General features: G+C 65.8%; 14 protein-coding genes. 6 read left to right on the top strand and 8 right to left on the bottom strand.

What is annotated here, in order from left to right; genetic code table 11:
* Positions 1-38 precede the first annotated feature (38 nt).
* Both ppk2 and U5A52_RS02835 read right to left on the bottom strand, forming a co-directional pair.
* Positions 39-1,130 (bottom strand): polyphosphate kinase 2, encoded by a 1,092-nt coding sequence (gene ppk2, locus U5A52_RS02840; protein ID WP_415764510.1) that lies wholly within the window; start codon positions 1,128-1,130, stop codon positions 39-41.
* 202 nt (positions 1,131-1,332) lie between these two features.
* Positions 1,333-1,551: a YdcH family protein gene (locus U5A52_RS02835; protein WP_158760529.1), complete on the bottom strand. Its 219-nt coding sequence runs from the start codon at positions 1,549-1,551 to the stop codon at positions 1,333-1,335.
* Between the two features lie 236 nt (positions 1,552-1,787).
* Here U5A52_RS02835 and U5A52_RS02830 point away from each other — a divergent pair, with 236 nt between their 5' ends.
* Positions 1,788-3,443, top strand: a complete 1,656-nt coding sequence (locus tag U5A52_RS02830) for a CHAD domain-containing protein (protein ID WP_321933827.1) — start codon at positions 1,788-1,790, stop codon at positions 3,441-3,443.
* An 86-nt stretch (positions 3,444-3,529) separates the two neighbouring features.
* Entirely contained in the window at positions 3,530-4,453 is a 924-nt protein-coding gene (locus U5A52_RS02825; RefSeq protein WP_415773531.1) for a TOBE domain-containing protein, read from the top strand.
* A gap of 47 nt (positions 4,454-4,500) precedes the next feature.
* Here the strand turns inward: U5A52_RS02825 and U5A52_RS02820 are convergent, their stop codons facing one another.
* The gene (locus tag U5A52_RS02820) at positions 4,501-5,202 is read right to left on the bottom strand and encodes a phosphatase PAP2 family protein (protein ID WP_321909735.1); all 702 of its coding nucleotides are present in this window, start codon (positions 5,200-5,202) and stop codon (positions 4,501-4,503) included.
* A 287-nt stretch (positions 5,203-5,489) separates the two neighbouring features.
* On the opposite strand from U5A52_RS02820, the gene U5A52_RS02815 reads away from it, so the two are divergent.
* Together U5A52_RS02815 and U5A52_RS02810 are read left to right on the top strand one after the other, a co-directional pair.
* The gene (locus U5A52_RS02815) at positions 5,490-6,671 is read left to right on the top strand and encodes a PHB depolymerase family esterase (protein ID WP_321933823.1); all 1,182 of its coding nucleotides are present in this window, start codon (positions 5,490-5,492) and stop codon (positions 6,669-6,671) included.
* 101 nt (positions 6,672-6,772) lie between these two features.
* Positions 6,773-6,952: a DUF3563 family protein gene (locus tag U5A52_RS02810; protein ID WP_321909732.1), complete on the top strand. Its 180-nt coding sequence runs from the start codon at positions 6,773-6,775 to the stop codon at positions 6,950-6,952.
* A 109-nt stretch (positions 6,953-7,061) separates the two neighbouring features.
* Here the strand turns inward: U5A52_RS02810 and U5A52_RS02805 are convergent, their stop codons facing one another.
* From U5A52_RS02805 to U5A52_RS02795, 3 genes are all read right to left on the bottom strand, one after another.
* Positions 7,062-7,865, bottom strand: a complete 804-nt coding sequence (locus tag U5A52_RS02805) for a BPSS1780 family membrane protein (protein WP_321909730.1) — start codon at positions 7,863-7,865, stop codon at positions 7,062-7,064.
* Positions 7,856-8,863 carry a homoserine kinase gene (locus U5A52_RS02800; protein WP_321909729.1) on the bottom strand — a complete coding sequence of 336 codons (1,008 nt, stop codon included), beginning with the start codon at positions 8,861-8,863 and terminating at the stop codon, positions 7,856-7,858. Before U5A52_RS02800 ends, U5A52_RS02805 begins: the two co-directional genes overlap by 10 nt.
* A gap of 173 nt (positions 8,864-9,036) precedes the next feature.
* Positions 9,037-9,444 carry a hypothetical protein gene (locus U5A52_RS02795; protein ID WP_321909728.1) on the bottom strand — a complete coding sequence of 136 codons (408 nt, stop codon included), beginning with the start codon at positions 9,442-9,444 and terminating at the stop codon, positions 9,037-9,039.
* Between the two features lie 215 nt (positions 9,445-9,659).
* On the opposite strand from U5A52_RS02795, the gene U5A52_RS02790 reads away from it, so the two are divergent.
* Positions 9,660-11,183 (top strand): AMP nucleosidase, encoded by a 1,524-nt coding sequence (locus U5A52_RS02790; RefSeq protein WP_321909727.1) that lies wholly within the window; start codon positions 9,660-9,662, stop codon positions 11,181-11,183.
* 83 nt (positions 11,184-11,266) lie between these two features.
* Complete coding sequence (locus U5A52_RS02785) at positions 11,267-12,481, top strand: MFS transporter (RefSeq protein ID WP_321933821.1); 1,215 nt, start codon at positions 11,267-11,269, stop codon at positions 12,479-12,481.
* A 30-nt stretch (positions 12,482-12,511) separates the two neighbouring features.
* Here the strand turns inward: U5A52_RS02785 and U5A52_RS02780 are convergent, their stop codons facing one another.
* Both U5A52_RS02780 and U5A52_RS02775 read right to left on the bottom strand, forming a co-directional pair.
* Entirely contained in the window at positions 12,512-13,039 is a 528-nt protein-coding gene (locus tag U5A52_RS02780; protein ID WP_321909723.1) for a chromate transporter, read from the bottom strand.
* Positions 13,036-13,647 carry a chromate transporter gene (locus U5A52_RS02775; protein ID WP_321909721.1) on the bottom strand — a complete coding sequence of 204 codons (612 nt, stop codon included), beginning with the start codon at positions 13,645-13,647 and terminating at the stop codon, positions 13,036-13,038. The genes U5A52_RS02780 and U5A52_RS02775 overlap by 4 nt, the downstream gene beginning before the upstream one ends.
* Positions 13,648-13,683: the final 36 nt, after the last annotated feature.

Here is a 13,683-nt window from a genome sequence, read left to right as displayed (position 1 = left end):
AGTTCGAGTGCGCAAGGGGCCTCATGGGCGACCGGCCCCTACAGCGCCCGACTTACCAGCAACGGATCGACTACCCCAATCGCCTCCCCATCCCGGCTTGCATAAGGCAGCTTATGCAGCACGAACCGCATGGCATTCAGCCGTGCGCGCTTCTTGCAATCGGAGCGAACGACGGTCCACGGCGCATCGGCGGTGTCGGTTTGCGAGAACATCGCCTCCTTTGCCTGCGTATACGCTTCCCACTTGTCGAGAGAAGCGAGATCGACGGGGCTCAGCTTCCATTGCTTGAGCGGATGCACCTTGCGCTCCTTGAAGCGCCTGCGCTGCTCCGCGCGGCTCACCGAGAACCAGAACTTGATCAGGTGGATGCCGCTGCGAATCAGTTGCCGTTCGAACTCCGGCGCTTGCTGCATGAAATCCGCATATTCGTCAGGCGTGCAGAAGCCCATGACATGCTCGACGCCGGCACGGTTGTACCAGGACCGATCGAACAGCACGATCTCTCCCGCCGAAGGCAGATGCTGCACATAACGCTGGAAATACCACTGGCCGCGCTCGACTTCGGTGGGCTTTTCGAGCGCCACCACGCGCGCGCCGCGCGGGTTCAGATGCTCCATGAAGCGCTTGATCGTGCCGCCCTTGCCGGCGGCGTCGCGGCCCTCGAACAGGATCACCACGCGCTGGCCGGTTTCGCGCACCCACGCCTGAAGCTTGAGCAACTCGACCTGCAGCCGATACTTCTGCCGCTCGTAGGCGCGGCGCGACATCAAATTACGATACGGATAGCCGCCTTCGCGCCAGCCAGCGGCAAGTTCCTCGTCGGGGTGGCGCGTGCGTGAGTTGCGCCAGTCGGCAGGGTTGCCTTCGAGAATCAGACTGCGCAACTGGGCGGCTTCGTCGGGTGACATGCCTTGCATCAATGCCGCGATCGACTCGAGCAACCTGGCGGGCGGATTTTGCTCGGCGTGAGCGCGCGTGACGAGATCATGGACAGCGCCTGCGATGACTTCGCTCGCGGACTCGACGGCACTGTCGACGGTGCGCAACTCGGCGCTGTGGGGCGTGACGAGCGGCAGGCGCGCGGCGGGGCTGGGGTCGTCGGAGGCGGAGTAGGGAATGGATTTGGGCATGATGTAGGCGAACGCGGAGAGCGGAGTGCGTGCGAAGTGACTCGCATTCAAAGCGGGAGCATCGAAGCGAAAGGAATAACGCGTGAGCGGCACCAGGGCGCAGGGAAGCCGTCGCGGCTTGATTAGCAGGCGCGACAGCGCAAAGCCGGCGGTCGATGGCCAGCGCCGGCACACTGGCGGCCAGCGCTGGACGCCGCCTGGTTCAGGCGTTCGCCGCTTTTCTCAGGATCAGGTAAAGCGAGTCCTTGAGTTGGAGCTTTTCCTTTTTCAACTGCTCGACTTCCATGCCATGCGAAGCCACGACGCCGGCCTCCATGTTCTTGATCTGCTGGTCGAGCTCGTTGTGACGATGAAAAATGCGGGCGAAATGGTCGTCCTGAATCTTGAGGCGCGAAATCAAATCTCGGTATTCTGGGAACACTCAACACTCCTTACAGATAGTCAAAATGGGAGAAATTGAAACGTAATTATTTTTCCACCGTCTCATCGTGGCAGTCTTGACCATCATCAGAGACCCGCTGGAAGGGTCAGGGACGTTACCTGGGGCGTCGAGGCGCGCTCGCGTGTACCATCGATCGCGTCGTCGCTGTTCCTGGCTCTCCATCCCCTTGCACTGTTCTAAGCCTTCGCGCCCACCCACAGCATCCTGGAGCGTTCATGGATCGCGTTCTGGAAATCGTGCTGGATGTCGTGATCCCGGCAGCGCCGGATAGAAGAAGCTCAAACGCCGCCGCCACGGGCGCGGCGTCGAGGCCGCACGCCAGCCCGACGCCTTCGGAGTGGAGCGTCGCTCTGTGCGCCGCCGTGCCGTCGCTCGTGCCGATGTCCGATGCGCGCGAACGCGTGACGACGGTCGTCTTCGACCGCGGCGGCGTCCTTGCGGGGCTTGGCTGGCGCGTCGCTGTCGAATCGCGCGGCGAGACACAGTGCGTCGTCGTGTCGAAGCGGCGCGTCCATACGCCCGGTGTCACCGCGGTCGCACCGATCTTCGAGGCGGCGCTCGATGCGAACGGGATCGCGCATGCGCTCTTCGACGCCGCGCCCGAGCCGTTTCGCGAGGCGCTGGGCAGCGCGGACGATCTCTCTGCGGCGGCCACGCTCGTGGCCGCGCGCAGTTGCTGGCAGTGGCCGCGCGATGGCATCGAGGTGCTGCTCACGTTCGACGAAGATTTGCACGAGCCGGCGGCTCTGCCGCAAACCGCGCTGGCCGGGGGCACGCAAGGCGCGGATGCATCGCCTGCGCCCGGCTTGCCCAGCCTGCACGAGTTACGCGTGAGTGCGCCCTGGCCCGATGGCGAGGACGAGCGGCCTGTCGTCGACGCGCTTTTTGCCTGCGCCGGCGACCTGATCGAGGCGTTGCCCGCGTTCGTGCGCTTGACCGACGCGCTCGAGCGCGCCGCCTCGGGCAGCGTGACCGGCGACGCCGCTGCCATCAAAGCCGAAGCCGTGAATCTCGGCGCCGCGGCCACCGCTGAAGCCGCGCTCGTGGCAATCGGGCGCAACATCAGCGCGCAGTGGTTCGGCAATGACGCGGGCGTGCGCGACAGCACGAACGGCGAGTTCATCCATCAGATGCGCGTGTCGCAGCGGCGGTTGCGCACCGCCATGCGCATCTTCTCGCACTGGTGCGACGAGGCCTGGGAAACACGCATCGAGCCGGAGCTCAAGTGGCTGGGCGGCCTGCTCGGCGATGCGCGCGACCGCGACGTCTTCGTCGAATCGACGCTGCCGGCGCTCGCCGCCGCCGACGTCGAGCCGGGGCGCTGGAACGCGATTCGCGACGAGGCAAACGCGCAACGGCTCGCCGCGCGGGCGCGGCTGCGCGAGGGGCTGGCTTCGCCGCGCTACGCGCGGGCGGCGCTGGCGTGGCTCCGGTGGCTCGACACGCTCGCGCGGCGCGCGAGCGACGCCGGCGCCGGTGGGCGCTCGCTGCACCGCCACGCGAAGAAGCGCGTGCGGCGCTACTACGAGCGGCTCGCGAGCACGCAAAAGCTCACCGCCATCGACGAGGCGAGCCGCCATCGCGCGCGCATCAACGCGAAATATTTGCGTTACACGATCGAATTCTTCGCCACGCTCACGTCGCGCCGCACGCGCGTGGAGGTGGCGCGCTCGCTCGCGCGGCTGCAGACCGTGCTCGGCGACGGCAACGACGCGGCAGTGGCCCTGCGCTATCTCGAGCGCATGGATGCCGAGCCGTATCAGCTTGGGTTCGCTCGTGGCTGGTGCGAGGCCGTCAAGCGCTATACCGCAAAGGAAGGTGAGCGCCTGTTGCGCGAACTGGGCGAGCCGAAGGTGCCGCGCGGCGCCTGAGGCGCGTCTCTATAATCGCTGGCGGATTTCGGCGAGCCACGCCGAACCGTCGCTTGTTTGTCTTGTTTTTGCTTGTATTACGCATGATGAATCCCACTGACTCGCACTCCCCATCCACCGGCGCCGGCCACGCAGATGCCGGTTCCACAGACACATCCCGATCCTCCGAGGCGCCGGAACTGGGTCTGGGCGGCTCGGTCTGGTTTCAGTCCGGCCAGCAGATGCTCGGCGGTGCGGCGCGCATCGCGCTGCTCGAAGCGATCCGCGCGACCGGCTCGATCACAGGCGCGGCGAAAGCGGTCGGCATGAGCTACAAGGGCGCCTGGGACGCCGTCGACGTCATGAACAATCTCGCGGGCGAGGCGCTCGTGGTGCGCGCGACGGGCGGCAAGGGCGGCGGCGGAACGACGCTCACGCCGCGGGCGTTGCGGCTCGTCGAGACGTTTCGCGCCATCGAGCGCGAGCACCAGCGCTTTATCGAGCATGCGGCGCAAGCGCTCGGGGCCGTTTCGAACGAAGGCGACGATGCACCGGCTGGCGGTTTCGCGCGCGATCTGGCCGTACTCGGGCGCTTCGCGATGCGCACGAGCGCGCGCAATCAGCTTTTTGGCACCGTTTCGGCAATCGTGAGGGGCGTAGTGAACGACGAGGTGTCGATCGCGCTGCCCGGCGGCGAAGCGCTCGTCGCGACGGTCACGCGAGAAAGCGCCGAGGCCCTGGGGCTTGTGGAAGGTGCGCCCGTGGTGGCGCTCGTGAAGGCGACTTCGGTCGTGCTGGTCGCGAGTGCGGCGGATGCGGCGCGGCTCTCTGCGCGCAACCGGTTGAGCGGGACGATCGAAGTCGTGCGGCGCGGCGCCGTGAACGCCGAAGTGACGCTTGCCATGCCGGGCGGCACCGTCATCGCTGCAATCGTGACCGACGCGAGCGTGGACGCGCTCGGACTCGCCGCGGGTCAAGCGGCGACGGCCGTGTTCAAGGCTTCGAGTGTGCTGCTGGGCGTGGCCGGCTGAGCGTCTGGGCAGCGGCTAACCGGGGTGGTGCGGTCAGCGAGGCGGGATCAGGCGCGGCGTTGCGGGGGCGGCGTGAGACCGTTGCGGGTTTGAGAGATGGGCGCGACGGGGGCCCGGTTGACGCGGTTGGCCTTCCATTTGGCGCGCACATAGGGCCGGTCGTGGCCCGAAACCGTCAGCGCGATGTTCGTGACCCAGCGGTGCGTGGGCACGTGCACGTTGTGCAATGCGACAGTGAGCGCCGCGAGGCTCAGCGCGACGACCGCCGCCGAAATTCGCTGAGCCTGCGCTCGCCACCAGTACCGCACGAACACCAGCGCGGTAAGCGCCCCGACCACACAGCCCGTGACAGCCTCGGAGGGCGAATGGGCGTCGAGCACTACGCGCGAGAGCGCTACCGCGAGCCCCACCGCGAGCCCAACGGTCACCCCTGCGGCGCGCACGAAGGATGGCGTGCCTTGCAGCACCAGGAAAAACGCGACGGGATAGACGGCGGCGGAAAGCATGGCGTGGCCGCTGATACCCGTGAAGTCCAGTTCTCTTACCCCTACGCCCCAGCCCAGAAACGCGATCTTGGTGAGCGTCACGAGGCCGATTGCCACGCCGAGCAGGAACACCCAGCTCGCCGCCATGCGCCACGAGTAGCCGACCACGAGCCACAGCGCGATAGCCAACGCGAGCGGCAGGGTGAGGCCTGCGCCGCCGAGGTTGGTAATCGAGTACCAAAGGTGAATCGGTAAATCTGGCATGAGTCCGTACTGCCGGCTTTCTGAACAAGATCCAGGGATTGCAGGTGGTGAGTCGCTACCTGATAGCGACTCAACGCGCGAACCGCCAGGCTGGCTGACACGCGCGCGAGACAGGTATCCAGTATAGCTGCGTCGCATAAACGCAGGCGTGCCCCGTCGAACGGACGCAAGGACGGAATCGAACTGATCCGATCTGCAGCCGCGTCCAAATGGTGTTATTGTGCGTTGCACAACGACGGATCGCGGCAAAACGCCACGATGTGTCAGACCCTTTTACGAGGCCATAGATGACGAAAAATCTGACGAAGCTATGGGCAGGTGGCATGCGACGTCTGCTCGCCATCCAGACCCGGGCTACCCGCGACGCCCTGAAGGGCGCGGGGATCGACATGCCCCAGCCGCAGGCAATCTGGCGCGCCGCTCAGGCCGCAGCCGATCAGGCGGCGAAGCAGGTTACGCCGGCGCAGGCGCGCAGCGGCGCGCCGGTGCGCGAGTCGCGCGTGGGCCCGCGAGCGGCCGCCTGGGCCGCAGGCGAATGGCAGCGCGCTGAGCACCTTGTACCGGCGAACGCCCTGCATGCCGGGCGCTCGCTGCCTTACGGGCTCTATCTGCCGCCGGGACACAAGACGAAGGGCATGCCGCTCGTCGTGATGTTGCATGGCTGCAAGCAGTCGATGGACTCTTTCGCGGAAGGCACGCGCATGAATCTGCTCGCCGACCGCCATGGGTTTGCGGTGGTCTATCCCGAGCAGTCCGAGCGCGCGCACCCGCACCAATGCTGGCATTGGTACGACTCGCGCGACGCGGCGGGCGGCGGCGAGGCAGCGGCCGTTGTTTCTCTGGTCGATACGCTCGTCGAGGAGCATGCATTCGACCGCTCGCGCGTCTATCTGGCGGGCTTGTCGGCGGGCGCAGGGCTCGCCATGCTGCTCGCGGTGCGCTCGCCCAGCCGCTTTGCAGCCATCGCGCTGCATTCCGGCCCCGCTTTCGGTGAGGCACGCTCCGGCGTGACCGCGCTCGACGTGATGCGGCGCGGCGTGCACCACGATCCGGTGGCGCTTGTCGACACTCAATTGGGCGCCCGCATCCACCCGGGCATGCCGGCGATCGTCGTGCAGGGCGACGCCGATGCGGTCGTCGCGCCCGTGAACGCGGAACAGCTCGCGGTGCAACTGCTGCGCCTGAACGGTCTTGCGGATTCGCGCGGCGTGCGTCAGGGCGTCGTGTCGCACGAGACGTTCAAGGACGGCTATCGCGAGCAGGACTACGAACTCGACGGCGCGAGCGTCGTGCGGCTGTGCCGCGTGGCGGACCTCGACCACGCCTGGAGCGGCGGCGACGACACCGTGCCGTTCCATTCGTCGACGGGACCGGACGCGAGCACGCTGATCTGGGACTTTTTCGAGGCTCATCGGCGCGAGGCGATCGACGAGGCCTATGACGACGAATTGACGCAGGACGCAGGTTAAACGCGTTTGCGGGCAACTTAGGTGTTTACCCTTAACAGGGTTTACCCTATAATGGCTTCATTCGATTCGCGGGCACGTGCCCGTCAAAGAAGGGCCAAATCATGTACCTGCTCAGCCGACTTTTCCTGTTCCTCTCCGAAACCGCCGAAGCTCGCCGCCAGCAGCGCGAGGAAGCGTATCTCGCGGAGTCCGTCGACATCTACGATCTCGAATTTCGCATGCGCAAGATGGATCGCGAGAAGACCACGCGTCACCCGTCGTGGATGAATCACTACGGCTAAGCAGGAATGCTGTGCCCCTCTATATAACGAAGGGGCAAAATGAGAACGGCGCCCAGGGCGCCGTTTTTGCGTTCAAGCGTGCGTGACGAGTACTGGATCGCCGCGCCGTTCAGCGGCCCGAATCCGGCATTTCGGCGGGTTGCTTTTCCTGCACGCCGTAGCAGCCGCGATAGGTCGCGTAGAACGAGCAATAGAGCATCGTCGTCACGATGATGAGCGCGGGCATCAGGATCGCCACCGTGAAGTCGCCCGCGCCGAGCGCGCGCAGCAGCGTCGACAAGCCGATCGATACGACGGTCGAGACCGCGAACCACAGCGCGCCGTACACCATGAATGCGCCCTTGTTGCGCCAGCAGCTCACGATGCTGAAGAACATGGCCTTCACGGGCGGCACGTCGTGCCATGCCGTGAGCACGGGCGCGAACCAGAACAGCATCGACACCGGCACGTAGCAGAGCAGCGAGGCGAGCACCGCAAGCGGCACGTCGCTGTTGGCGAGCGCTTCGGCGTCGAGGTCGCCGCCGATCGTCATCAGGCGCAATAGCGCGCCGCCGTCCACGAACGCAGACGCGGCCAGCACCAGCAACATCGCCACCACGTATATCGCCCCGAGCACCAGAAGCTGCTTCGCCACGTTGCTGCCGTACGAACGAAAGCCGTCGATCAGGATGGTCGGGAACACCGGCTTGCCCGCGATCGTGTCACGGCACGCCGCCATGAAGCCGACGGCCACGCCGGGCACGAACAGGAGCGGCAGCACGCCGCCGATCACGGGAATGGCGGAAATCAGCGTCATCGCCAGCAAATAGGCGAAAAACAGCGTGAGAAACGCGAGCGGATTGCGGCGGAACAGCCAGATACCCTGGCGGAACCAGACGTAGCCCGTCTTCGCGGGGACTTCAATTAGTTGCATGGGCGATGGGGCAAGGCGTGATGGGAGCCGGCCTCGCTGCCAGCGAGGCGCTCGCGAAGGATGCGCTCGAAGTGGCCGGGATCGTGCGGCTTGAGCAGTTCGGCCGAGCGGGGCAGGTGGAAATCATACAGGCGCGAGACCCAGAAGCGGTACGCACCTGCGCGCAGCATGTCCATCCAGTGCCGCGCTTCTTCGGGCGTAAATGGGCGCACGGTCTGGTAGGCGCGCAAAAGCGCGTCGGCGCGCGCCGTGTCGAGCTTGCCGGTGGCGAGGTCGACACACCAGTCGTTGACCGTCACAGCGACGTCGAACAGCCACTTGTCGCAGCCGGCGAAATAGAAGTCGAAAAAGCCGCCCAACCGAACTTCGTGACCCGGCGCCGGATGCGAGTGCGCGAACATCGCATTGTCGCGGAACAGGTCGCAATGGCACGGACCGCCCGGCAGCGCCGCGTAGTCGGCCGAGGCGAAGAACGCGCGCTGGTGGTCGAGTTCGCTCGTGAGGAGCGTGCGCTGGGCGTCGGTGAGGTACGGCAGCACCGTCGGCACCGTTTCTTCCCACCACGACAGGCTGCGCAGGTTCGGCTGGTCGCCGCGGTAGTCGCGGCCCGCCAGATGCATGCGCGCGAGCATCTGGCCCACTTCCGCGCAGTGCTCCACGCCGGGCGCGAGTTCGGGCTTGCCTTCGAGCTTCGAGACGATGGCCGCGGGCTTGCCGTGCAGCAGGCCGAAGAGCGCGCCGTCCTTGCGCGGCACGGGGTCGGGTACCGGCACGCGATGCGAGGCGAGGTGCCGCATCAGGTCGAGGTAGAACGGCAGTTGTTCGGCCGTCAGCTTTTCGAAGATCGTCAGGACGTATTCGCCGCGCGTCGTCGTCAGGAAGAAGTTGCTGTTTTCAATGCCGGACTGGATGCCGCGAAATTCGACGACATCGCCGAGATCGTAGTCGCGCAGCCATTGGGCAAGCTCTTGGTCGGTGACAGCGGTGAAGACGGCCATGCAAGAAGGTCGGTTGAGTGGTATTGGCGGGTCGGCGAACGCTGCGTCGTGCTGCCCGAGGGGCTTGCGAGCGTGTCCGGCTCAGGCGCGATGGCGGTGGCCCGACTTATGGGGCGGCGCACATGGCGGTGGCGCGGAGATGCCTCATAAAGGCATGCCCGCGCTCAGATGGCTCAGTAATGCAGGTTGATCGACGGCAGGCGCGTGCTGGCCTGGCCGTTGTTGCGCACTTGCGGCGAGGTGTCGGGGTTCGCGCTCATCGTGTAGCGCGTGCCGAAGTTCGAATGCACGTTGATCTCGACGGGCTTGCCCTTGTCGCGGTATTCGGTGATTTCGGTGCCATTCCGGCTCACTTCGTGATAGCTGGGCACGCGCGGCACGTCGTTGATGTTGACCTTCGAGGTGACGCGTGCGGCCGGCTGGTTGTTGATCGCGGCCAGGTCGGGCAGGCCCGCGCGTTCATTCTCGGACTGCGCGGATTGTGCCTCGACGGCGGTCTTTGCGTCGTCGGCCGGCGCGGCCATGGCGACCCTGCTGAAAGCGAGTGTCACCGCGACGGCGGCAAGAAGGTGCGACTTCATGGTCATTCTCCGATGGGATGCCCCAATTCTAGCAAATCCGGGCGCTTCGCCCCATGTCGCGCAGGCGCTGCGGCCCGCGCCCGGCGGGCGGTGCGCGGCGCCCGCAGCCCGCGCGTGGCCGGTGTTGCAAAAGCCCTGGACGCGGCGAGGTTCGTCGCCAGAAATTCGTGGCTTCCGTGGTAATGTGGACCCATCAAACGGAGAGGCGAACGAAGATGAAGAACGACTACCTGCGGCCCCTCATGACGCCGGCGCACGACTTCCCGGACGAATCTTTCGACGACGCCGCCGACGCCGTGGCGCGCCTCTCGAGCATTTACGAAGCGAATACGTCTTTCCTGCGCGACGCGTTTGCGCGCTATCGCCGCGGCGAGGCGTTCGACCGTCGCGTGCGCGCGTGCTACCCGTTCGTGCGCATCCGCACCAACGTCAACACACATATCGACTCGCGCCGCTCGTACGGTTTCGTGGCCGGCCCAGGCGTGTTCGAGACCACCGTCACGCGGCCCGACCTGTTCGGCAATTACTATCGCGAGCAGTTGCGCCTGCTCGCGAAGAACCATCACGTGGCTATCGAAGTGGGCGTATCGGATCAGCCGATTCCCGTGCACTTCGCGTTCGCCGAAGGCATCCACCTCGAAGGCGATCTCGACCGCGAACGCCTCTTCGCCATGCGCGACGTGTTCGATGTGCCCGATCTTGCGCAGCTCGACGACCGCATCGTGAACGGCACTTACGAGCCGGAGCCGGGCGAGCCGCATCCGCTTGCGCTCTTCACCGCGCCGCGCGTGGACTTCTCGCTGCACCGGCTCAAGCACTACACGGCTACGTCGCCCACGCACGTGCAGAACTACGTGCTCTACACGAACTACCAGTTCTATATCGACGAGTTCGTGAAGCTCGGCCGCGCGATGATGGCGCATACCGACGACGCCGACCTGCGCAACTACCGCAGCGAATACACCTCGTTCGTCGAGCCCGGCGACGTGGTGACCTACAACGCGAACCTGGGCGAGCAGGACGACGAGGGCACGGCGCCGGCGCGCCTGCCGCAAATGCCGGCCTATCACCTCAAGCGCGCGGACGGCAGCGGCATCACGATGATCAATATCGGCGTGGGCCCGTCGAACGCCAAGACGATCACCGATCACATTGCCGTGCTGCGCCCGCATGCGTGGATCATGCTTGGCCACTGCGCGGGCCTGCGCAATACGCAGCGCCTGGGCGACTACGTGCTCGCGCACGGCTATGTGCGCGAGGATCACGTGCTCGACGCCGATTTGCCGCTGTGGGTGCCCATTCCGGCGCTCGCGGAAGTGCAGCTCGCGCTCGAGCGGGCGGTCGCGGACGTCACGAAGCTCGACGGCGTGGAACTCAAGCGCGTGATGCGCACGGGGACGGTGGCGAGCGTGGACAACCGCAACTGGGAGCTGCGCGATCATCGCGAGCCGGTGCTGCGCCTTTCGCAGAGCCGCGCGATCGCACTCGACATGGAAAGCGCGACCATCGCCGCGAACGGATTCCGCTTTCGCGTACCGTACGGCACCTTGCTATGCGTTTCCGACAAGCCGCTGCACGGCGAGCTCAAGCTGCCGGGCATGGCCGATTCGTTCTATCGCGCGCAGGTCGATCAGCATTTGCAGATCGGCGTGAAGGCGATGGAGATTCTGCGCACGAACGGCTTGCACAAGCTGCATAGCCGGAAATTGCGCAGTTTTGCGGAGGTGGCGTTTCAGTAGGCGCGTCTTGAACGACGGCGGCTGGCCACAGGCTCGCCGCCGGTTTGTCTTGTCGTTCTCGCTTACCTGACAGGAACGCAGGCGTGCGCGGGCACCTTAGACTCCTCTACCTCTCACTGCTGCTCACGCGACTCGCGGATCAGATCCTGCTATTCACCGTGCCGCTTGTCGTATTCAAGCTGTCGGGGAGCGCTGCATGGTCGGGCATCGCATTCTTCTGCGAAGCGTTGCCGCGCTATGCGGCCTTTCCGGTCTGCGGTGCGCTTTGCGACCGTGTTTCGACGCTCAAGCTGATTCGCTGGAGTCAGCATTGGCGCTCGATCGTCTGCGTTGGCGGCGTGCTTGCTTTCGCGATACACGGCAGCCTCGTGTGGCTCATCGTCATTTCGGCGGGCGCGGGCGTCCTCACGACGCAAGGCTTCATGGCGCGCGAAGCCATGTTGCCGCGCATCTTTCATGGCGACGCCTACCGTAAAAGTCTCTCGTACACGCAGATCGCGGATCAGTTGGGGACCGTCCTGGGACCGCTCGCAGCAGCGGGCTTACTGGGCGTTTCGGGCTGGGAGTACGTGGTGTTGGCCACAGCCGCGATTTTCCTCGCGTCCGATATCGCGTTTTCACTTTGGGCTGCGGGGCAGCAGGTGCCGGTGTTCGATCAAGCGCATCCTCGCCGGAACTGGCTCGTCCCGTATCGCATTGCGTTCGTGCACATCGTCGCGATACCCGGCTTGCTGGAAATGATCCTGCTTGCGGCTGGGGTGAATCTCGTCATTGGCGTGACGCTCGCGACATCGGCGGCCATGTTCACGGGGGTGTATGGTCAGACGGCTTCAGCCTATGCGTGGCTGCAGGTGGCCGGCTCGATCGCAACGGTCGTCGTGCTGATGTTCGTCGCTCATGTGAAGCTGCCCGCGCGCGTATCGGGCGCGGTCTCCTATCTGCTGATCGTGCTAGGCGGTTTGTTGACGGGGTGGAAATCGCTGCCTTTTGTCTATGTCGCAGGCTTTGTCGCGGTCATCGGCTTTGACAAGATGTTCAGCGTATTCATGCGTGGGGTGCGGCAACGGCTGATTCCCGCGGAGGACTTCGGCAAGACCGTGGGTCTGATCGCACTACTTAACAATCTGACCCAGCCGCTTGCCGGGCTGCTGGTTGGGCTCTGCGCGTCGCGCCTGGGAACGGAGGCCGTCATTCTCGCGCTGACCCTGTGCATGGCATTGATCGGAATCGCACTGGTCGCGCGGGTGGCGATCGGCGGCAGGCGTGCGGCGTGGATGGTGAATATCGAGGAAGCCTGAATCGCACCATCCCCAACCCCCGCCGTCACTTCACTGCCCAAACCCCAACAACCCGATCAGACTCCCCGCGCCAAGCAGCCACAGCGGGTGAATCTTCGTGCGAAACGCGAGCACGGCGCACACGCCGGTAATCGCCCACGCGATCCACGAAGGATCTGAAGCCTTCGCAATCAGCACCGCGCTCGCGGCCACGAGGCCCGCCGTTACCGGCACGAGCCCCTTTTGCGCGATGCGACGCCACGGGCGGTCCTTGAAGCGGTCCCACGCATGCAGTGCGGCGATCGTGACGAGCGACGACGGTCCGAACTTCGCAATCGACGTGACCAGCATGCCCGCCCAGCCGGCCACGTGCCAGCCCACCAGCGTCACGACCATCATGTTCGGCCCCGGGGCGGCCTGGGCAAGCGCGAAGAGCGCGCTGAACTCGCTTGCGGGCATCCAGTGGTGCACCTCGACGACCTGACGCTGCATCTCGGGCAGGATCGTGTTGCCGCCGCCGAATGCGAGCAGCGAGAGCTGGCTGAAGATTGCAGCGAGCGCAACGAGTGTGGCGGTCATCGCGAGCCTCCTTCCTTGCGCGCCGCGCGGGCCGCGAGCGCGATGCCGACTGGCGTCAGCACGAGCATGGTGGGCAAAAGGGGCGTGCGCAGCACGGCAATGGCCACGAAGCCGAGCGCGGCGACGACGGCCGCGGCGGGGTCGCGCCGCAGCGGCAGCACGATCTTCAGCGCCATCGAGACGAGCAGCCCGGCGGCCGCCGCGGCGAGCCCCACGAACAAGTGCCGCACGTGCGGGTCGTTTTGCGTGCGCTCGTAGAGCACGCCGAGCCCGATCACGACGAGCGACGGACCCGCGATCAGGCCGAGAATGCCCGCGAGCGCACCGCGCCAGCCCTGAAATCGCATGCCGAGCGCAACCGACAGGTTGATGACGTTGCCGCCCGGCAAAAACTGGCAGAGCCCGAGCAGGTCGGTGAACTCGCTGGCGCTGAGCCAGCGGCGCTGCTCGACGATGGTGCGGCGCGCCAATGGCAGGGCGCCGCCAAACGATGTGAAGCCAAGACCGAGGAAGCCGTAGAACAGATCGCGCACCGTGGGCGTGTGCAGGCCGTCGTCCGTGCCGGTCGCGGCAGCGGTAGCGGCGGGCGATGAGATGGGTTGTTTCATGAATGGAAGGGACCTCTGAGGCAAGTTCGGAGATTA

It is taken from the genome of Paraburkholderia sp. J8-2, assembly GCF_905220195.1.
GTDB lineage: Bacteria > Pseudomonadota > Gammaproteobacteria > Burkholderiales > Burkholderiaceae > Paraburkholderia.
This window is presented reverse-complemented; position numbering and strand designations above follow the sequence as displayed.

Coding starts and splice junctions, on each gene's coding strand:
- U5A52_RS02805 (WP_321909730.1), bottom strand. CDS start 7,865: ATGCAACTAATTGAAGTCCCCGCGAAGACGGGCTACGTCTGGTTCCGC.
- U5A52_RS02795 (WP_321909728.1), bottom strand. CDS start 9,444: ATGAAGTCGCACCTTCTTGCCGCCGTCGCGGTGACACTCGCTTTCAGC.
- U5A52_RS02780 (WP_321909723.1), bottom strand. CDS start 13,039: ATGACCGCCACACTCGTTGCGCTCGCTGCAATCTTCAGCCAGCTCTCG.
- U5A52_RS02790 (WP_321909727.1), top strand. CDS start 9,660: ATGAAGAACGACTACCTGCGGCCCCTCATGACGCCGGCGCACGACTTC.
- U5A52_RS02810 (WP_321909732.1), top strand. CDS start 6,773: ATGTACCTGCTCAGCCGACTTTTCCTGTTCCTCTCCGAAACCGCCGAA.
- U5A52_RS02820 (WP_321909735.1), bottom strand. CDS start 5,202: ATGCCAGATTTACCGATTCACCTTTGGTACTCGATTACCAACCTCGGC.
- U5A52_RS02775 (WP_321909721.1), bottom strand. CDS start 13,647: ATGAAACAACCCATCTCATCGCCCGCCGCTACCGCTGCCGCGACCGGC.
- U5A52_RS02800 (WP_321909729.1), bottom strand. CDS start 8,863: ATGGCCGTCTTCACCGCTGTCACCGACCAAGAGCTTGCCCAATGGCTG.
- U5A52_RS02815 (WP_321933823.1), top strand. CDS start 5,490: ATGACGAAAAATCTGACGAAGCTATGGGCAGGTGGCATGCGACGTCTG.
- U5A52_RS02825 (WP_415773531.1), top strand. CDS start 3,530: ATGAATCCCACTGACTCGCACTCCCCATCCACCGGCGCCGGCCACGCA.
- U5A52_RS02830 (WP_321933827.1), top strand. CDS start 1,788: ATGGATCGCGTTCTGGAAATCGTGCTGGATGTCGTGATCCCGGCAGCG.
- ppk2 (WP_415764510.1), bottom strand. CDS start 1,130: ATGCCCAAATCCATTCCCTACTCCGCCTCCGACGACCCCAGCCCCGCC.